The sequence below is a fragment of the Flavobacterium sp. GCM10023249 genome, from assembly GCF_042653365.1.
GTDB lineage: Bacteria > Bacteroidota > Bacteroidia > Flavobacteriales > Flavobacteriaceae > Flavobacterium.
Window position 1 is genome coordinate 1 of the sequence record NZ_JBHSHZ010000002.1, and the last position, 19,405, is coordinate 19,405.

Sequence of the window (19,405 nt, forward strand, 5' to 3'; positions counted from 1 at the left end):
CTTTCCAAATCTTTTTGCGATTTTTTTTAAGTTTTTCTCTCTCGATTCAAACTCAATCACTTAGACTTTTTTAGAACATTATTATAAAGAACTTTGCGGTTTCGCATGTCACTTGTTGTTCAATGCGGGTGCAAAAGTACCACTTCTTTTTACATTTCCTAACCTTTTCATAACCTTTTTTTGTATCTTTTTTTACTTCATCTGAACCTCAGTAAGTTAGACGTTAAAGTTTTTTACAGCTTTGTAGCACATCCGCTAAACTACCCTATCCCCATTGCACCATACAATACACAAAGTAAGCTTTTAGCAGGAGCGATGGCATGATTTTATATCCTTTACTGGTAGCCTAACACTACCTTAATATTACTTTGATACTACTTTGATACTACTTTGATACTACTTTGATACTACTTTGATACTACTTTAATACTACTTTAATACTACTTTAATACTACTTTAATACTACTTTAATACTACTTTAATACTACTTTAATACTACTTTGATACTACTTTGAACAATTCGACACAAACCTTATATCTTATTTAGGAATTATCATCATTGTAATTCTTGTGGCAGGCTATTGAAATCACCGGCTTATCTAAGTTCTACTTTTGGAAGCAACCGCTGTCAGGGTTGGAAACCGCTGACAGGGTTAACTACTTAGTCGTTTCCAATTCTACACACCTATATATTTACTCCTATATATATAGGTGTACTTTCTTTGAACCCAATGTTCGCGTGAGCGGGTGAAGTGGCATCCTTTTATGGTTGACTGAGGCTCACGAAGACAACAATAAAAGATACAACGGAACACGCGACCCGAAGGGACGAAGGGACACGCCATTATCTAGACTACTTAAACAATTCAGATTACTTAGACGCTAATCGTCGGTTGCACTCATTAAAGACCAAGGACTCTTCACTAATCACTAACTACTAATCACTAGTTACACGAAAGAATATACCTATATATATTGTATGTGTTTTGCGAAAGGTATATATTTGCGGACTTAAATTAACAATAATGATTAAGATTACTTTACCAGACGGTTCGGTTAGAGAGTACGCAAGTGGCGTAACTCCTATGGATGTGGCTAAATCTATCAGTGAAGGTTTAGCAAGAAATGTGATTTCGGCTTCTTTTAACGCTACAACGATTGAAACCGAAACCCAATTAACGACCGATGGTACGCTTACATTATTTACATGGAATGATGCAGATGGTAAAAAAGCATTCTGGCATTCGACTTCGCACGTGATGGCGCAAGCTCTTGAAGAGTTATACCCTGGCATCAAACTAACAATTGGTCCAGCAATCGAGAGAGGATTTTACTATGATGTAGATTTTGGCGATCAAAAAATTACCGATGCTGATTTCAAGAAAATTGAAGACAGAGTACTTGAAATTGCTCGTGAGAAACACGAATTTAAGATGCGCTCCGCTACTAAAGCTGAAGCATTAGAACTATACAAAAACAATGAGTTCAAAACGGAATTGATCCAGAATTTAGAAGATGGCACCATTACGTTTTGCGACCACTCCACTTTCACCGACTTATGTCGTGGAGGACACATCCCGAACACAGGAATCATCAAAGCAATGAAGATCCTTTCGGTTGCGGGTGCGTACTGGAGAGGTGACGAAAAGAACAAGCAGTTGACACGTGTGTACGGAATTTCGTTCCCGAAACAAAAAGACTTGACTGATTATTTGGAGTTACTTGAAGAAGCGAAGCGACGTGATCACAGAAAACTAGGAAAAGAATTAGAATTGTTTCATTTCTCGCAACGCGTAGGTCAAGGTTTACCGTTATGGTTACCAAAAGGAGCTGCGTTACGTGATCGTTTGGAGCAATTTTTAAAAAAAGCACAGAAAAAAGCAGGTTACGAGCAAGTAGTTTCTCCACACATTGGTCAGAAAGAATTGTATGTTACTTCTGGACATTATGCAAAATATGGAGCAGACAGTTTCCAACCGATTCATACACCGGCAGAAGGCGAAGAATTTTTGCTAAAACCGATGAACTGTCCGCACCACTGTGAGATTTACAATGCTAGACCTTGGTCGTACAAAGACTTACCGAAGCGTTATGCTGAATTTGGTACTGTATACCGTTATGAGCAATCAGGAGAATTACACGGATTGACACGTGTGAGAGGATTTACTCAGGATGATGCGCATTTATTTTGTACACCAGATCAATTGGATCAGGAGTTCAAAAATGTAATTGATTTGGTATTGTATGTATTCGGATCATTAGGGTTTGAAAACTTCACTGCACAAGTATCGGTACGTGATTTAAGCAATCCAGACAAATACATCGGAAGTGTTGAAAACTGGGAAAAAGCAGAGAATGCAATTATCAGCGCAGCGAAAGACAAAGGTTTGAACTATGTTATTGAAGCAGGAGAAGCCGCTTTCTATGGCCCGAAACTTGACTTCATGGTAAAAGATGCATTAGGAAGAAGCTGGCAGTTGGGAACTATTCAGGTAGACTACAACCTACCAGAGCGTTTTGACTTAACCTACAAAGGAGCGGACAATGAATTACACCGACCGGTAATGATTCACCGAGCGCCTTTTGGATCGATGGAACGTTTTATAGCGATTTTATTAGAGCACACAGGAGGAAATTTCCCACTTTGGTTGATGCCGGAGCAGGCTATTATCCTTAGTTTGAGTGAGAAATATGAAAATTATGCGAAAAAAGTTTCAGATTTGCTAGAAAATCACGAAATTCGCGCCCTAATTGACAACCGTAACGAGACGATCGGTAAGAAAATCCGTGAGGCTGAAGTGAAGAAATACCCGTTTATGCTGATTGTCGGCGAAGAAGAAGAGAAAAACGGAACGGTATCGGTACGACGTCACGGTCAAGAAGGAAAAGGAAATATTACCATTAAAATAGATGAGTTTGTTGCTCTTGTTAACGAAGAAGTGAACAAATCATTAAAGTCATTTGATGTTTAACTAAAAAATTAAAAGTTATCGCAATTAGAAACAACAGGGGATTTCAACCCAGAGTAGAAAAAAAAGACGAGCACAGAATCAATCAATTCATTCGTGTTCCAGAAGTACGTCTTGTAGGAGATAATGTAGAACCAGGAGTAGTAAAAACTTCAGAAGCTTTACGTTTAGCAGATGAACTAGAATTAGATTTAGTTGAGATTTCTCCGAACGCAGAACCGCCGGTATGTAAAATTATGGACTATAAGAAGTTCGTTTACATGCAGAAGAAGCGTGAGAAAGAACTAAAGGCAAAATCTACTCAAATTGTAATTAAAGAGATTCGTTTTGGGCCTCAGACAGATGAGCACGATTATGAATTCAAAAAGAAGAATGCAGAGAAATTCTTGAAAGACGGTGCGAAATTGAAAGCTTTCGTATTCTTTAAAGGACGTTCTATCATTTATAAGGAGCAAGGACAAATCTTATTATTACGATTGGCTCAGGACTTAGAAGAAGTTGGTAAAGTAGAAGCTATGCCTGTTCTTGAAGGAAAGAGAATGATTATGTTCATTACTCCGAAAAAGAAAAAATAATAGCTACAAGTTATAAGCAATTGCTTAAAGCTTACAGCCAAGATAAGTAAGTAAGTTGAATTAAATAAATTTGGGAAATTATGCCTAAAATGAAAACTAAATCTAGTGCTAAGAAACGTTTTAAAGTTACTGGCTCTGGAAAAATTAAAAGAAAACACGCTTTTAAAAGTCACATTTTGACTAAAAAGTCTAAGAAACGTAAATTAGCGTTAACTCACTCTGCTTTGGTTCACCCATCAGATGAGAGAAGTGTTAAAGAACAATTAAGAATGATGTAATAAAAACTGTACACTTTGAGCGAAGGCTTAGAGAATACAATTTTATAACATAGAACTTTCAAGTTCTTTGGTTAAAAAAATCAATAACCCTGGGGTGGGCTTTATTAAGAGTCTGATATCGATCAGAACGCCTTACTTCAAAAAAAAGTAAAATTATGCCAAGATCAGTAAATTCAGTTGCTAAAAGAGCAAGAAGAAAAAAGATAATGAAGCAAGCCAAAGGTTTCTTTGGTCGTAGAAAAAACGTTTGGACAGTTGCTAAGAATGCGGTAGAAAAAGCAATGCTTTATGCTTACCGTGACAGAAAGCAAAAAAAGAGAAACTTCCGTTCTTTATGGATTATGCGTATTAACGCTGGTGCAAGATTAGAAGGAATGTCTTACTCTCAATTCATGGGTAAAATCAAAGCGAACAACATCGAGTTAAACCGTAAGGTATTAGCTGATTTAGCGATGAATCACCCAGAAGCTTTCAAAGCTATTCTTAACAAAGTAAAATAATAAACGTTTAACAATATATTTGACTTACTTACCTCAAATCCCATTCTAACGAATGGGATTTTTTATTTCTTAAGGTTTTCTAAAAATTAAACATTAGTATCTCATTTTTAATACATTTGCCAACAAATCAAATTACTCTATTATGAATAAAAGAATACTTTTGGTGTTGAGCCTTTCTTTAAGTATCGGTGCTTTTGCCCAAAGCAAAAAACTAACTTTAGAAGAATCGGTTTTACAACAAAACAGACAATTCAGAGCGGACCGACTAACCGGTTTTCAGTGGATACCGAATACCAACAAATATGTGTACTACACTGATGCTTGGACCAAAATGGTAACAGCTCAAGCCACAGACAACACGACTTCAGAATACTTAAAGCTTACCGAAATTAATGAAGCATTAGGCACCAAACTGAAGAATTTTGGAGGATTGGAATGGATTGACGCCACTACGGTTTTACTCACTGATGGTGCAAACTATTATACTTACAATATTCCTACTAAAACAGGAAAAAAAATACAACAGATTGGAGAAGGCGCAGACAACCTAACCTTTGATAAAGCGAAACAAAAGTTAGCCTTTACCGAAAAAAACAATTTATATTTCTACAATCAAAATCAGGAAAAAATTGCAGTAACTAACGAAAGTAATCCTGAAATCATATCAGGCCAATCGATAGCGAGAAATGAATTCGGTATTAATGGCGGTATTTTCTGGTCACCAAAATCAAACTATTTGGCTTTCTACCAAAAAGATGAATCTGAGGTTGCCAACTATCCATTGTTAGACATTACTCAAACACCAGGAAAATTGGTCAATATTAAATACCCAATGGCAGGTCAGTCTTCCGAAAAACCAAAAGTTGGTATTTACAATGTGTCGACTGGCAAAACCGTTTTCATTGCACCAAAAGGAAATCCGAACGATTACCTGACCAATTTAAGTTGGACACCGGATGAAAAATACATCATCATAGCGGAACTAAATCGCGGTCAGAATGACATGAATTTGAATTTGTACGATGCGAATTCGGGTGCATTTGTTCATACCATACTGAATGAAAAAAGTACCAAGTGGATAGAACCTGAACATGAAGCATTCTTCCCATCAGCAAAAACCAACAACTTCATTTGGATTTCGGAGAAAGACGGATTCAACAATTTGTACTACTATAATCTAGAAGGAAGATTAATTAAAAAGCTAACGCAGAATAAATTCCCAACCCGAACAATTTTAGGAACGAACACAGCTGGTACTGAAATTTATTTTATGGCTACCGGAGAAAACGGCACTAATATGTTGGGTTATAAAGTAGATTTAAAAGGAAAACAAACCCTAATCACTAAAGACCAAGGAGTACATACCTTAGCTGTTAGTTCTGACGGCAATTGGATTTTGGATGAATATTCTAACCATGCAACACCGTCAAAATCTGTTTTATACGATAAAAGTTTAAAATCCAAGCTACTTTTAGAGAGTGCAAATAAATATGCGGATTACTTCATGGGTACGGCGGATATCAAAACCATTAAATCGACAGATGGTGTAACCGATTTATTTACCCGTGTTATCAAACCAAGTAATTTCGATCCCAACAAAAAATATCCGGTTTTGGTATATGTTTATGGTGGTCCACATGCCCAGTTGATTACCAACTCATATTTGGACGGCGCTAATTTATGGATGTATTATATGGCTGAGCAAGGCTATTTAGTATTTACATTAGACAACAGAGGATCAGACAACAGAGGAGTAGCATTTGAAAGCGCCATTCACGGCAGATTGGGAGTCCATGAAATCGAAGATCAACTATTAGGAATTGAGTACTTAAAATCGTTACCCTATGTGGATGCCAACCGTTTAGCGGTTCACGGATGGAGTTTTGGAGGATTCATGACCACTTCATTAATGTTACGTCAACCCAATATTTTCAAAGTGGGTGTAGCAGGTGGTCCAGTAATTGATTGGAAATGGTATGAAATCATGTATGGAGAGCGTTATATGGACACTCCTGAAGAAAATCCTAAAGGATATGATGAAGCCTGCGTATTGAATTATGCCAAAGACTTAAAAGGAAAATTGTTATTGATTCACGGCACAAGCGATGATGTGGTTTTAGAACAACATAACCTATCTTTGGTTAAGAAGTTTGTTGAAGTGCAAAAACAAGTGGATTATTTCCCTTATCCAATGCACAAGCACAATGTAATAGGCAAAGACCGAGTACATTTGATTCAGAAAGTTTTGGATTATGTAATCGAAAACAACAAATAAAATAAAAAGAGCCACTGATTAGTGGCTCTTTTATTTAAAATATAGACATTCCGGTTTTGGTTGTCAATTGTTCCAGAGCGAACATTCCCAATTCCGAATTTCCTTTTTCATTCAATCGGGGTGACCAGGAAGCTACCACAAAATTCTTAGGATAAAGCGCTACAATTCCCCCGCCTATTCCACTCTTTCCAGGCAACCCAACCTTATAGGTAAACTCACCGGATTCGTCATAAAACCCGCAGGTTTGCATAATTGCATTCAATCGTTTGACTTGACTATTATTCAATATTTGCTTTCCCGCTTTCGTTTTTCCTTCGTTAGCAAAGAAATAAAATGAGTGTGCTAGTTCTTTACAAGTCATTTCGATAGCACATTGATAAAAATAAAAATCGAGTACTTGCTCTACATCATTTTTTATATTCCCAAACGATTTGAGAAAATTGGCCAATGCTGCATTTCTAAATCCGGTAGCCTTTTCAGAATTGGCAACATAATGGTTAAAATCGATTGTATCATAGCCCGAAACCTCCCTTATAAAATTCAAAAAATCCTCTTTTGGATTATTCAATTCCGAAACCAATATATCGGCTATCACCAAGGCACCTGCATTGATGAAAGGATTTCTTGGAATTCCTTTTTCATATTCGAGCTGAACCAATGAATTGAACGGATTACCCGAAGGTTCTACACCTACTCTTTCCCATATTTTTTCACCAATAAAAGAAAAAGCAAGAGTTAGAGATAATACTTTGGAAACCGATTGTATTGAAAATTTTTCAGCAGCATCACCGATGTGATAATCTTCTCCTTGAATTGTCAAAAGATGCATTCCAAATTTGTCCGGAGAGATGGAAGCCAATTCTGGAATTGAAGTCGCTACCTGCCCTATTTTGGGTTGTAGTTTCGCTTCATTATAGATATCGTTAAGAATTCCTGAATAGTTCATTTGCTAAAATTTCTGCTAATGTAGTACTAAAAAATCCCAAACTCAACACGAATGACTTTGGGACTTTTTATTTTTCACTTAGATTAGATTATGCGACTAGTATAATAACTATTAAAAAAAATACAGCAATCACGTACAATACATCTTTATAAGTGATTCTAAAATCAGAATCTTTATTCATTGGGCAACTTAGGGTTTGGTTTGTCTATACAACAAAAATACTATTTTTTTATTGTATCCTTACAGAAAAAAACTATGTTTTCTGATGTTTCTTTTTAGCAGCTGGAAATAAAATATTGTTTAGGATCAATCTATAACCAGGTGAATTGGGGTGTAAATCAAGTGTAGTAGGCTCATCACCAACACGATGTTGATAATCTTCCGGATCATGCCCTCCATAAAAAGTAAAGAAACCTTTTCCTTTTTGAGAATGAATATATCTTGCTTCACCATTAATTTGGCACTCTCCCATAACCAAGACATTGGATTTGATTAACTCCCTGTCAAAAGAAGTACTTTGCCCCATAAAACCTTTCACCAATTGAGTATGATTTTGGCACAACATCGACGGAATTACATCCCATTTTGCTGAAAACTCTAACAACGTAAAATAATCCTTTTCGAAAGGCACCACTCTTTTTTCTGTCATATCAATATTCGAGAATTCATATTTTTCTGGTCTGCGTTCCAAAACAAAATTTTTGAAAGCAAACGTTTTACTAAAATCGATTTTCGACTGATAATTGGATTCACTTGGATCACCATCAAACATAGTTTCACAAATATCAACCCCTTCGGCAGCCAACGCAATATCGAAACTGTCGGTAGCTGAACACATAGCAAACATAAAACCACCACCGATGACAAAATCTCTAATTTTCTTGCTAACCGCCAATTTTTCTTCAGCCACTTTTTTATAACCTAATCTATTGGCAAGTGCTTCTGCTTCTTTTTTCTGTTCGATGTACCACGGCATATTCCGGTAATTGGCATAGAATTTCCCATATTGTCCGGTAAAATCTTCATGATGTAAATGCAACCAGTCGTACAATAACAATTGATCACTTAAAACTTCTTCATCGTATACCTCTTTATATGGAATTTCAGCATAATTAAGCACCAAGGTTACGGCATCGTCCCATGGTTGTTTTCCTTTTGGTGTATACACGGCAATTTTAGGTGCTTTTTCCAAAGCCACTACTTCCATATTTTGAGAAGGAGAAGCGATTTCGGCTAAGAGTTGATTGGTTTCTCCATCCGAGAGTATTTCAAAACTAACCCCTCTTATCTGACATTCTTTCTTGATTTCGCCGGCATCCGGTAATAAAAAAGAACCGCCACGATAGTTAAGCAACCAGCTGGCTTTGTATTGTTTTTCTATAGCCCAATAGGTTATTCCATAAGCTTTCAGATGGTTTTTTTGAGAATTCTCATCCATAGGAAGCAATACGTAATTGGATCTCATTGCAAATGAAATCAAAAACAAAACAGTACAAAAAACTATTTTTTGGAATCGCATCTTCATTATATTTCTATTCAAATATAATCAGTTCTTTTCTAATAAACTGTTATAGCTATACTAAAACACGTATAAATACGCAATTTAAAGCAACTGCAATGCGTTAACTTTGACACTTAACCATTTGAAAGCTTAACAAATGAAAGCTATTCAGCCATTGGAGGATAAAATCAGAAAGAGTACTACGTATCCTTTTAAAAAATTGGGCGTATTACTGTTGGTTTTGCTTTTGGCAATTTATTATTTCTTGGCCATTTCAAACCTTGTCTCAAATCATTAAATCTTCGACAGCAATTATTTTATTTTGAATTGCGTATACTACTAATCCTGCCACATTTTTAGATTCAGTCTTAAGTAGCAAATTGTTTCTGTGGCCTTCGACAGTTCTGGGGCTAATAAAAAGTTTGTCGGCAATTTCGTGAGTATTGAGTTGCTTACATATCAACAGTAGTACTTCTTTTTCTCTATTCGTTAAATAATCTTCATCAAATAAGGTTCTGTTTTGCTTTACTGAGGAAGTAATTCCTTCTTGCAGTATTTTCAATACCTGTTCATTATAATGAATTCCTTTCTGGTACACTTCATTGATTGTTTTAATCATTTCCGTTGGTGTTGTATTTTTGACTAAATAAGAAGCCGCACCAATACCAATCATATTCGCAATAAATGACTTTGAATCGTAGCTCGTTAATGCAATTATTTTAATATCCGGAAAATCATTATGTATTATACGGGTAGTTTCCACACCGTTCAGTTGAGGCATTTTCAAATCCATCATGATGATATCCGGATGAATGGTACTTTCTTTCAAAAAAGAAACGAGTTCTTCACCATTGGATACTTCAAAAATGATTTCAAAATTTTTCTCCCTTTCCAATAAAAAAGAGATTCCTTTTCTGAAAAGAACTTCATCGTCAGCCAAAATGATTTTAATCGTATTTTCCATTTTCAAAAATTAAACGTTACCTGTGTTCCTCTATTTATTTCAGAATTTACCTCTATAGCTCCATTAAGAAAGCTAATTCGGCTTTCAATATTTTTCATTCCCAATCCTTTCTGGTTCTCCATTTTTTTAGTATCAAAGCCAATTCCATTGTCCGTAAAATAACAATACACGAATCCGTTTTTCTGTTCAAAAGAAAGGTTTATTTTGGTAGCTTTCCCGTGTCTTATAGAATTATTAAACAACTCTTGAATTATCCTAAAAACGTGTAAATGCTTGTGAATATCTTCGTACTCAAACGTAACGGAATTCATGTATTCTATTTGTATTGACTTACTGCTGTTTATCTCAAAACACAATTCTTCAACACCTGCATGTAACCCAAATTTCTCTAGTACAGGAGGCAACAAATCATGCGCAATTCTTCTTGAATTATCCAGCGCTTTTGTAGTCAAATTAATAATATTGGCAGAAATGGTATGAATTTCGGTTTCCGATAAGTTATCTGCTGTAAGAAGATGGCTATTTAAGGAAACAATGTTTAATTTAGAACTAATATCATCGTGTAAATCCTGTGCTATTCTCTTTCTTTCTTCTTCTTGAGTTACTATAATTGAATGCAGTAATTCTTTTTGATAATTTACCTCTAAATTTTTCTTTTCAATTTCCTTTTGTATGATTTTTTTTCTTGAAAAATAAAAAAACAATACCAATACCAACGCCATCAACAAAAAACCACTGAATGTATATATAATTGCGCTTATAAGCTCATTTTGCTGAATTGTGCTGTTATTATCCATTTTTTATAATTCCTTTTCTGAAAAGTTTTTTTTCCATTCCATAAAAATAAATAACTGATAGATCACATATAGTAGAGCATTAAGTACCCATATACTAAATTTCAATTTCAACTCATAAAGGATAGATAAATTTCCTGCTAAAAAAATAACAGTACTTCCAAACAGGTAAATTAAAACCCCTAAATTCACATAATAGAAATCCCTTCTCTCATTTAATAAATTATACAAATAAAATGTAGCATATATAATTAGTAAAAATGAGGTGATAAAAATTTCAAATAAATTAAATTTTGTAAAAAAATTTCTATCCAAAAAGTATTGTACAGTCAACGCCGACAAGCACAAAAGAAATCCCATTTTGATAGTTTTTTTTTGAAATTCATTCAAATCTAAGTTCAAATAGAAATAACTCAACAATATAAATTGCAGAACAAAATAAAAATGCGAAAGAAATAAGTTATTGTAATTAAAATAATTAAAAACCTTCGCAATTATTTGAATAAAAAAGATAATTATCAAATAGCTTAAAAAAATCCTATAGGCTTTTCCTTTATTGGAAAAACCTATAGTAAAAAGAATTATATTTAATAATAAAAGTAAATACCCTAAATCCGCAACAATTTCTACAATCATCTTTACTTAAAAGTTACCTCATTTATTACAAGTATCCGGACAAGGTTTTGTGAAATCATAAACACTTAAAAATTCATTAGCATCTCTAGAAAGTGAAGATGACTCTATTATGCTCTCGTTTTCATCTAAACCTATTAAAACAGTTGTCAATTTTTCTTCTGGATTAATACCCAAAAGCACTCCTAAATATTTAAACCGTTTGGATTTAGCTATTTCAGTGATAACTTCTTTTTCAATACTAAAATGTCTTATACGCTCCATATTATAGGAAACAATATCATCTACCCCTGTAGCATTTTTTAATTTGGTATTCCATTTATTTATATATTCAAAAGCTACTTTGGGTTCCAATAAATGTTGTCCAACAATCGATTTATTATCCGAAGATTTTAGTGCTGATGTATGCAATACCTTTAAAAAAGAGGCATTTGACTTATCTTTAGAAATTATTGAATTTACAACTCCCTTGTTTACACCTTCTACATCGACACCTTGCACTTTTATGTCTAACTTGTCATTTGTCAGCCCCAACAAAAATCTAAAATTTACTACATCCCTGTTTAGTAGCAATCCATTTATAGTTTCTTTAGAAAACAAATAACACGTTGAATTTCCTTGTTTTTTTAATACATTAGGATTTAGTTCGGCCTCTTCCCATTTTTTTTGAAAATCAAAAAAACTTGATTTATTTGAATTTTCGATTTTTAAATCCTCCTTTTGGCATGACACTAAAGTTAAAAAGATTAAAAAAGATCCAATTATTTTTTTTCTCATAGTATCAAACTATTGACTCATTTGCCTATTTAATGAACTTCCAGAGTCACAAGTATTAGGACAAGGTTTTGTAAAATCATAAACTCCTCCTAATTCACTAGCATCTCTAGAAAGAGAAGATGGTAATATTATATTTTTGTTTTCATCTAAACCTACTAAAACAGTTGTCAATTTCCCTTCTGGGTTAATACCAAAAAACACCCCCAAATATTTAAACCCGTTGGATTTAGCTATTTCAGTTATAACTTCTTTTTCAATACTAAAATGTCTTATACGCTCCATATCATAGGAAACAACATCTTCTACCCCTGTAGCATTTTTCAATTTAGTATTCCATTTATTTATATAATCAAAAGCTACTTTGGGTTCTAATAAATGTTGTCCAACAATCGATCTATTGCTCGAAGATTTTAGAGTTGATGTATGCAATACCTTTAAAACAGAGGCTACTGACCTATCATTAGAAATTATAGAATTAACAACTCCCCTATTTACACCTTCCAAATCGACACCTTGCACTTTTATGTCTAACTTTTCATTTGTTAGCCCCAGCACAAATCTAAAATTTACTACATGCGTGTTTAGTAGCAATCCATTTATAGTTTCTTTAGAAAACAAATAACACGTTGAATTCCCTTGTATTTTTAATGCATTAGAATTTAGTTCAGCTTCTTTCCATTTTTTTTGAAAAGCAACAAAATTTGATTCACTTGAATTTTCGATTTTTAAATCCTCCTTTTGACATGATTCTAAAGCTAAAAAGATTAAAAAAGATCCTAATAATTTTCTTTTCACAATGTTAAATTTTAATTTAAAGATATAAAGGACTTTTCCTGTCACACGTATCTGGGCAAGGTTGTGTAAAGTCATAAATATCTCCTTCAACCAAAGTTTCCCCATTTGTGGTTCCGGAAATCATATCAACATAAGTATCTGTTTTCGGATCGTATTTTGTACCAACAATCATAAGGCGTTCTACTCCATCATCATCGATCCCAATGTATGCTCTAGCTGCATCAATATCTTCCGCTAAAACTTCTATAATATCCACTTTAGGGATTAAGAACGCTTTTAATTTGTTGTGTGCATTATACGTTCCTTCTTCATTTCTCCATCTAGCGGCCCATTTTTGCGCTTGTTCTAAAGTAATAGTGTTTTCTTTCATAATTTTAAAAGTTTGTTTATTTAACAAAAATAATACTATAATTCAATTAAAAAAGGCTTCATTGAAAAACAAGTAAAAATACCTATAGCCTATTTTTAGTTATACGATAAATTAGCAGTTTCAAAGAAAAATTAACTTTTAAACTTTAATTGTATGTCTACAGAACCATTTATTGGGGAAATCAAAATTTTCGGTTTTAACTTTGCCCCAAGAAGTTATGCAACTTGCCAAGGCCAAATATTATCTATTGCTCAAAATACAGCACTTTTTTCATTGCTAGGCACTACCTATGGTGGAAATGGGCAAACTACATTTGCGCTTCCTGATTTACAAGGTCGTATGCCTATTGGTCAAGGTCAAGGGCCAGGATTACCTTTTTATACAATGGGAGAAGTTGGAGGTACAACTACAACGACATTGACTACCAACAATATGCCGATACACAATCATGCTGCCACTGGAATCAATGTAAGAATACCAGTAACTGCGGCAAGTGAAGATTCTGCTGCTACCAATAATTATATTGGAAATGCGGTAAATGACACTTTTGGACCTGCTCCGTCTCCAACAAATTCATTGGGAGCACCAGTAGTATCAGGCGCTACAGCTTTGGCTGGAGGAAGCCAACCGTTTTCAATACTAAATCCCTATTTAACAATTAATTACTCAATTGCACTTCAAGGAATTTTCCCTTCGAGAAATTAAATAAAAAGCATATATTTGTGTAATAGTCAAACTTAAACTAACTAAAACTATGTCTACAGAACCTTTTATTGGGGAAATCAAAATTTTAGCCTTTGATTTTGCTCCGAGAAGTTATGCTACTTGTTCCGGTCAAATTTTGAGTATAGCTCAAAACACAGCACTTTTTTCATTATTAGGAACCACTTATGGTGGAAATGGTCAAACTACATTTGCCCTTCCTGACCTAAGAGGTCGTGTACCCGTAGGACAAGGACAAGGTCCGGGATTACCTCCTTATAGTATGGGAGAATTGGCAGGAACGACGAATGTGACATTACTTTCCATCAACATGCCAGTTCACAATCATGCTGCAACTGGTATCAATGTAAGAATACCTGTAACTGCAGCAAGTGAAGATTCTGCAGCTGCAAATAATTATATTGGGAATGCGGTGAATGACACTTTTGGTCCAGCTGCTTCCCCAACAGCTTCATTAGGAGCTCCTGTAGTTTCTGGGTCTACAGCATTGGCTGGAGGGAGCCAACCTTTTTCAGTCCTAAACCCTTATTTAACAATTAATTACTCTATTGCTCTTCAAGGTATTTTCCCTTCAAGAAATTAATCCAGCTAATTTATTAACAATCAAAAAAATAAAACTATGTCTACCGAACCATTTATTGGAGAAATCAAAATTCTCGGATTCAACTTTGCACCAAGAGGTTATGCAACCTGTCAAGGTCAAATTATGAGTATTGCTCAAAACACAGCGCTATTTTCTTTATTAGGTACAACCTATGGCGGGAATGGTCAAACTACATTTGCTTTACCTGATTTACAAGGTCGTGCACCCATTGGACAAGGAACTGGACCAGGATTACCAAACTATGTTATGGGACAAGTTGGAGGTACAACAACGGCTACATTAACCACTAACAATATGCCAATACACAATCATGCTGCTACTGGGATAAATGTAAGAATACCTGTGACTGCTGCAAGTGAAGATTCTGCCGCTGCTAACAATTATATAGGGAATGCGGTGAATGACACTTTTGGACCTGCAGCTTCACCAACGGCATCATTAGGAGCTCCTGTTGTTTCTGGATCTACAGCACCAGCTGGTGGAAGTCAACCGTTTTCCATTTTGAATCCATACTTAACAATCAATTATTCTATTGCCATTGAAGGAATTTTCCCTTCACGTAACTAAAAAATAAAGACAATAATCGATTGTCAAGAATACTATAAATGAGAAAAATTGGACTTTTATTACCTAAATCCACTTATTACACAACAATTGGATTTGACCTCTTCGAAGGGCTCAAATCCAATTTAAAAAAAATAGGATTAGAGGATTTTAAAATTGTTACTGAGAATATAGGATTTGGTGCTGATAAGCAACAATGTTATAGATCTGCAGAAAAGTTATTATTGGACGAAAGTGCTGATCTGGTTATAGCCTATATAGGCCATAGAATGGCCGAGTTGTTACGTCCTTTATTCTTAGCAACGAATAAAATTTTGATTGTTCTTGATGCAGGTGCCAATATGCCTCAGGAATGGTCTGTTTGTCCCAATATAATTTATCATTCCCTTCATAATTCGTTGGGAGCGTTTTTATCTTCAAAATTAGCTATAAAAAAAGGCTATACTACAGGTGGAATGATAACAGGCTATTATGATGGCGGATATTTACAAACTTATAGCTTATCTAAAAGTTTTGAAAATGAAGGCGGTACAATTTGTTTCAATCATGCAACTGGATACAAAGAAGAGGATTTTACCATGGAACCTTTAACCGGTTTTCTGAATTCTTATCCTGATTCTGCTTTTTTATCACTTTTCAGTGGCGATTATGTACAATGGTATTTTGAAAAAATAAAAGCCTTATTTAATGGTACAAACATTCCGATTTTTTTAGCTCCTTTTGGTTTTGAAGAAACGATGTTGAAAAATGTAATTTGTCCAAGTGATAATATTCATGGTATTGCGTCATGGTCGAAAAACATAATCAATCCGGAAAACAAAGCATTTATTGAAACAATCGAATCGTTAGGAAAAACACCCAATATATTTTCATTATTGGGATGGGAAAGCGCCGAGTTAGTAAAAAGAATAGCATCTCTTTTAGAATCTAACACTAATAATATCCCGAAAGTCATTGAAGGATTGAATGAGTTTCAATTTAAAAGTCCCAGAGGAATAATTACATTTTATTCAAAGCACAATCAAACCATTGCTCCTTTATACGAAGCATCTATTGTGCCTGATGCCAATGGAAACTGTTCGGTACTGATAAATTCAACAATTGAAAATACCAACCACTATTTTGATGATTTATATAGTCAAGAATTAGAAGGAATCACCTCCGCTTGGTATAATAGTTACGTTTGTATATAATATGGAAAACAAAAAGAAAATAGTCGTATTATGTGGTGGAAAGTTCGCTTTCAAAACATTGCAATTATTAGCATTTGAGAAATTTCTATATGGAATAGCAATTGGCAAAGGCAATACAACAGTTACGGAAGCTTTAGAAAATGAAGCTTCAAACAGCGGATTGGCTTTTCATTCTTTTCCAACAAGAAAATCGCTATCTGCAATGCGTGACTGGTTAGATGAACTACAACCGGACTACATTTTTTCGATTTCATTTCCATTTCTATTACCTGAATCTGTTTTATCCTATGGACATGACAAATTTATCAATTTTCATCCCGGTCCATTACCAAGATACAGAGGTCCAATGCCCATTTTTGAGGTTTTAAGAAATCAAGAAAATAACACGGCAATTTGTGCCCATTTTATGAGTAACCGCTTTGATCAAGGTAATATTATATTTAATGATCCCATTGCTATAGATAAAAAAGAAACTTACGGTAGTTTAACCGTCAAAATCAGTACCCGGATGTCGCAAGTCGTTCTGAATGTGGCAAATATGTTAGAATACGGTTCTAAAATACCCAACTTTGTTCAGGATGAAAATGATTCTTGTTATTATGAAAAACCAGAATTATCAGATACCTACATTAATTGGAAAAATATGAATGCCCAGGAAATCATTGCTTTGATAAATGCTTGTAATCCTTGGAATAGTGGTGCAGATGCCACCCTACTTGGTGAACAAATCAAAATTATATCAGCAGTTGTTCTAGATGAACACCATGATGACTTGCAAGTTGGCACTATCATAGCATTATCTGATGAAGACTTATTAAAAGTTGCTTGCTCTGATAATGAAATGATTGGAATAACAATTTTAAGCACCGATGAAGGGATTATGACTTCTAAAGAGTATTCGAAATTAAAGAAAATAAATCAATACGTATTAAACTAAAGAATATTAAGAACAAACAACATAAACATTCTATAACTAAAAAACTTAATAAAATGAAGATCAAAATTACTTTATCAATCATCTTACTTGTCTTTAGTGTTTTTAGCGGGCAAGCACAAGTTTTTTGGAGTGATACCTTTGAGGATGCGGGAGCTCCTTCAAGCGGTACAAGAACTCCGGGAAACAACACTGGAACCGGTTCACCGTATACTTCTTATTTTGCAAGAACCGATAATGCTAGTATCAATGTAGTAACTTCTATTAGTGGAGGGTATTTATCTGGAGAAGGTACGAAGTTCTGGGCCGGGGAAAATCATGATGAAATCACTGGAGCAATTGTAGCAGGTACAGAGGAACAACAAATCACCTGGTCCTCTATAAATATCAGTGGTAAAACAAATTTACACTTTAGTGGACTTTTTGCTGCAAACAATTCAACTGCAGCATTTGAAAACACAACTTTTGGCTCAGGTCATAATGATTACGTTATTGTAGAATACAATATTGATGGTGGTTCTTATCAACCACTTTTAAGATTTTATGCAAACAACGGAATAAATAGCGGCTCAAATAACAAGTCATTATCATTAGATACAGATGGAAATAATGTAGGTGATGGCACAATACTTAGTTCAACTTTTCAAACTTTTGAGAAACAAATCGCAGGAACCGGAACCATTTTAACGATTAGAATTAGAAGTTACATGAATGGTGGTAGTGAAGAATGGGCTATAGATAATTTTAGACTTCAGGAAGGACCAGCATGTGTTACTCCAATCGTATACAATGTTACTGGCGGTGGAACTGGTTCATCAATTTCAGTTGGTTTGTCCAATTCAGAAGTGGGTGTAACTTATCAATTAAAAAATGGTGTAGCTAATGTAGGGGCACCAGTAGCGGGTACAGGAGCTGCCCTTTCATTTGGTGTACAAACAACATCAGGAACTTATACTGTAATAGGAACAAGAAACGTTGGACTTTGTACAGCAACAATGAATGGTGATGCTGTGGTAAATTATGTACCAGATGCAACGCCTTCATTTTGGAATGATACTTTTGAAGACACAGGATCGCCTTCTAGTGGAGTTAGAACAGCTGAAAGCAATTCGGGTTCAGGTTCCCCATTCACTTCGTATTTCACAAGAACAACCAATGCTAACATTAGTTTAGTTTCATCACTTAGTGGTGGATACCAATTATCCGAAGGAGCTAAATTTTGGGCTGGAGAAAATCACGATGAGTTATCCGGAGCACCAGTAGCAGGAAACGAAGAACAACAAATCGACTGGACTGGTATCAATATTAGTGGCAAAACAGATCTTGTATTTAAAGGACTTTTCGCAGCAAACAATACTTCAGCTGCCTTCGACACACAAGCATTAGGAGCAACACACAGCGACTATATTATTGTTGAATGTAGAATTGATGGAGGTTCATATACACCAATTCTAAAATTTTATGGTAATAACAATGTTCCTTCTGGAACAAACAATAGATCTTTGGCTGTCGATACAAATTCAGACAATATAGGAGATGGTACAATCCTAACAACAAATTTTCAACAGTTTGAGAGCAATATCGTTGGTACAGGAACTACGATGGATATAAGAATACGTTCGCATTCTAATTCTAGTAACGAAGAATGGGCAATGGATAATTTAAGATTATTAGACAGCACATTAAGCAACGATGATTTTGTGGCAAACAAATCTTTCCTTTTATATCCAAATCCTAATAATGGTACTACGATGAATATAAAATCAGATTTCGATGGAGATTTTCAAGTAGTCAATCAATTAGGACAAACCGTAAGTACTTTTAAGGTAATTTCAAATACAATAAACAGTATTAATCTTACTCATTTATCTGACGGTATTTACTTTGTAAAAGGTACAGACGGTACAAAAATGGTTACCAAAAAAATAATTATTAATAAATAGTTTTTATAAATCCAATTAAAAAATCCAAACTTTTCAATGATAATTCCCAATTATCATTGAAAAGTAT

At 34.6% G+C, this 19,405-nt stretch carries 18 protein-coding genes; 11 read left to right on the top strand and 7 right to left on the bottom strand.

Features of this window, described 5'->3' with window-relative positions:
* Nucleotides 1-1,025 precede the first annotated feature (1,025 nt).
* The 5 genes from thrS to ACFO7M_RS00030 all read left to right on the top strand — a co-directional run bounded on the left by thrS (nucleotide 1,026) and on the right by ACFO7M_RS00030 (nucleotide 6,597).
* On the top strand, nucleotides 1,026-2,972 hold the full coding sequence (gene thrS, locus ACFO7M_RS00010; protein WP_379715028.1) for a threonine--tRNA ligase: 1,947 nt from the start codon (nucleotides 1,026-1,028) through the stop codon (nucleotides 2,970-2,972).
* A gap of 17 nt (nucleotides 2,973-2,989) precedes the next feature.
* Complete coding sequence (gene infC / locus ACFO7M_RS00015; RefSeq protein WP_379733556.1) at nucleotides 2,990-3,544, top strand: translation initiation factor IF-3; 555 nt, start codon at nucleotides 2,990-2,992, stop codon at nucleotides 3,542-3,544.
* Nucleotides 3,545-3,624: 80 nt separating this feature from the next.
* Complete coding sequence (rpmI, locus tag ACFO7M_RS00020; RefSeq protein ID WP_379715030.1) at nucleotides 3,625-3,822, top strand: 50S ribosomal protein L35; 198 nt, start codon at nucleotides 3,625-3,627, stop codon at nucleotides 3,820-3,822.
* Nucleotides 3,823-3,977: 155 nt separating this feature from the next.
* On the top strand, nucleotides 3,978-4,322 hold the full coding sequence (rplT, locus tag ACFO7M_RS00025; protein ID WP_250600736.1) for a 50S ribosomal protein L20: 345 nt from the start codon (nucleotides 3,978-3,980) through the stop codon (nucleotides 4,320-4,322).
* A gap of 142 nt (nucleotides 4,323-4,464) precedes the next feature.
* A complete protein-coding gene (locus tag ACFO7M_RS00030) occupies nucleotides 4,465-6,597 on the top strand; it encodes a S9 family peptidase (protein ID WP_379733254.1) in 2,133 nt (710 codons plus the stop codon).
* Between the two features lie 34 nt (nucleotides 6,598-6,631).
* Here ACFO7M_RS00030 and ACFO7M_RS00035 read toward each other — a convergent pair whose 3' ends face one another.
* The 7 genes from ACFO7M_RS00035 to ACFO7M_RS00065 all read right to left on the bottom strand — a co-directional run bounded on the left by ACFO7M_RS00035 (nucleotide 6,632) and on the right by ACFO7M_RS00065 (nucleotide 13,377).
* On the bottom strand, nucleotides 6,632-7,543 hold the full coding sequence (locus ACFO7M_RS00035) for a glutaminase (RefSeq protein ID WP_379715034.1): 912 nt from the start codon (nucleotides 7,541-7,543) through the stop codon (nucleotides 6,632-6,634).
* A gap of 253 nt (nucleotides 7,544-7,796) precedes the next feature.
* Nucleotides 7,797-9,008 (bottom strand): asparagine synthetase B, encoded by a 1,212-nt coding sequence (locus ACFO7M_RS00040; protein ID WP_379715036.1) that lies wholly within the window; start codon nucleotides 9,006-9,008, stop codon nucleotides 7,797-7,799.
* A 322-nt stretch (nucleotides 9,009-9,330) separates the two neighbouring features.
* Nucleotides 9,331-10,008, bottom strand: a complete 678-nt coding sequence (locus ACFO7M_RS00045) for a response regulator (RefSeq protein WP_379715038.1) — start codon at nucleotides 10,006-10,008, stop codon at nucleotides 9,331-9,333.
* A 2-nt stretch (nucleotides 10,009-10,010) separates the two neighbouring features.
* Nucleotides 10,011-10,805: a sensor histidine kinase gene (locus ACFO7M_RS00050; protein ID WP_379715040.1), complete on the bottom strand. Its 795-nt coding sequence runs from the start codon at nucleotides 10,803-10,805 to the stop codon at nucleotides 10,011-10,013.
* A gap of 651 nt (nucleotides 10,806-11,456) precedes the next feature.
* Nucleotides 11,457-12,212, bottom strand: a complete 756-nt coding sequence (locus ACFO7M_RS00055) for a hypothetical protein (protein ID WP_379733257.1) — start codon at nucleotides 12,210-12,212, stop codon at nucleotides 11,457-11,459.
* A 9-nt stretch (nucleotides 12,213-12,221) separates the two neighbouring features.
* On the bottom strand, nucleotides 12,222-13,007 hold the full coding sequence (locus ACFO7M_RS00060; protein ID WP_379733260.1) for a hypothetical protein: 786 nt from the start codon (nucleotides 13,005-13,007) through the stop codon (nucleotides 12,222-12,224).
* Nucleotides 13,008-13,023: 16 nt separating this feature from the next.
* Nucleotides 13,024-13,377, bottom strand: coding sequence for a hypothetical protein (locus tag ACFO7M_RS00065; RefSeq protein WP_379715046.1), 354 nt, complete (start codon nucleotides 13,375-13,377; stop codon nucleotides 13,024-13,026).
* A gap of 153 nt (nucleotides 13,378-13,530) precedes the next feature.
* Here ACFO7M_RS00065 and ACFO7M_RS00070 point away from each other — a divergent pair, with 153 nt between their 5' ends.
* Genes ACFO7M_RS00070 through ACFO7M_RS00095 form a run of 6 tightly spaced genes read left to right on the top strand, consistent with a single transcriptional unit; the run spans nucleotide 13,531 to nucleotide 19,338 of the window.
* Entirely contained in the window at nucleotides 13,531-14,082 is a 552-nt protein-coding gene (locus ACFO7M_RS00070; RefSeq protein WP_379715048.1) for a phage tail protein, read from the top strand.
* A 49-nt stretch (nucleotides 14,083-14,131) separates the two neighbouring features.
* Nucleotides 14,132-14,683 (top strand): phage tail protein, encoded by a 552-nt coding sequence (locus ACFO7M_RS00075; RefSeq protein WP_379715050.1) that lies wholly within the window; start codon nucleotides 14,132-14,134, stop codon nucleotides 14,681-14,683.
* A 36-nt stretch (nucleotides 14,684-14,719) separates the two neighbouring features.
* Nucleotides 14,720-15,271 (top strand): phage tail protein, encoded by a 552-nt coding sequence (locus ACFO7M_RS00080; RefSeq protein WP_379715052.1) that lies wholly within the window; start codon nucleotides 14,720-14,722, stop codon nucleotides 15,269-15,271.
* A 38-nt stretch (nucleotides 15,272-15,309) separates the two neighbouring features.
* Nucleotides 15,310-16,461, top strand: coding sequence for an ABC transporter substrate-binding protein (locus ACFO7M_RS00085; RefSeq protein ID WP_379733263.1), 1,152 nt, complete (start codon nucleotides 15,310-15,312; stop codon nucleotides 16,459-16,461).
* 1 nt (nucleotide 16,462) lies between these two features.
* Entirely contained in the window at nucleotides 16,463-17,398 is a 936-nt protein-coding gene (locus ACFO7M_RS00090; protein WP_379733266.1) for a methionyl-tRNA formyltransferase, read from the top strand.
* A gap of 53 nt (nucleotides 17,399-17,451) precedes the next feature.
* Nucleotides 17,452-19,338, top strand: a complete 1,887-nt coding sequence (locus ACFO7M_RS00095) for a T9SS type A sorting domain-containing protein (protein ID WP_379733268.1) — start codon at nucleotides 17,452-17,454, stop codon at nucleotides 19,336-19,338.
* Nucleotides 19,339-19,405 lie beyond the last annotated feature (67 nt).

Coding starts and splice junctions, on each gene's coding strand:
- thrS (WP_379715028.1), top strand. CDS start 1,026: ATGATTAAGATTACTTTACCAGACGGTTCGGTTAGAGAGTACGCAAGT.
- rpmI (WP_379715030.1), top strand. CDS start 3,625: ATGCCTAAAATGAAAACTAAATCTAGTGCTAAGAAACGTTTTAAAGTT.
- rplT (WP_250600736.1), top strand. CDS start 3,978: ATGCCAAGATCAGTAAATTCAGTTGCTAAAAGAGCAAGAAGAAAAAAG.
- ACFO7M_RS00030 (WP_379733254.1), top strand. CDS start 4,465: ATGAATAAAAGAATACTTTTGGTGTTGAGCCTTTCTTTAAGTATCGGT.
- ACFO7M_RS00035 (WP_379715034.1), bottom strand. CDS start 7,543: ATGAACTATTCAGGAATTCTTAACGATATCTATAATGAAGCGAAACTA.
- ACFO7M_RS00040 (WP_379715036.1), bottom strand. CDS start 9,008: ATGAGATCCAATTACGTATTGCTTCCTATGGATGAGAATTCTCAAAAA.
- ACFO7M_RS00045 (WP_379715038.1), bottom strand. CDS start 10,008: ATGGAAAATACGATTAAAATCATTTTGGCTGACGATGAAGTTCTTTTC.
- ACFO7M_RS00050 (WP_379715040.1), bottom strand. CDS start 10,805: ATGGATAATAACAGCACAATTCAGCAAAATGAGCTTATAAGCGCAATT.
- ACFO7M_RS00055 (WP_379733257.1), bottom strand. CDS start 12,212: ATGAGAAAAAAAATAATTGGATCTTTTTTAATCTTTTTAACTTTAGTG.
- ACFO7M_RS00065 (WP_379715046.1), bottom strand. CDS start 13,377: ATGAAAGAAAACACTATTACTTTAGAACAAGCGCAAAAATGGGCCGCT.
- ACFO7M_RS00070 (WP_379715048.1), top strand. CDS start 13,531: ATGTCTACAGAACCATTTATTGGGGAAATCAAAATTTTCGGTTTTAAC.
- ACFO7M_RS00075 (WP_379715050.1), top strand. CDS start 14,132: ATGTCTACAGAACCTTTTATTGGGGAAATCAAAATTTTAGCCTTTGAT.
- ACFO7M_RS00080 (WP_379715052.1), top strand. CDS start 14,720: ATGTCTACCGAACCATTTATTGGAGAAATCAAAATTCTCGGATTCAAC.
- ACFO7M_RS00085 (WP_379733263.1), top strand. CDS start 15,310: ATGAGAAAAATTGGACTTTTATTACCTAAATCCACTTATTACACAACA.
- ACFO7M_RS00090 (WP_379733266.1), top strand. CDS start 16,463: ATGGAAAACAAAAAGAAAATAGTCGTATTATGTGGTGGAAAGTTCGCT.
- ACFO7M_RS00095 (WP_379733268.1), top strand. CDS start 17,452: ATGAAGATCAAAATTACTTTATCAATCATCTTACTTGTCTTTAGTGTT.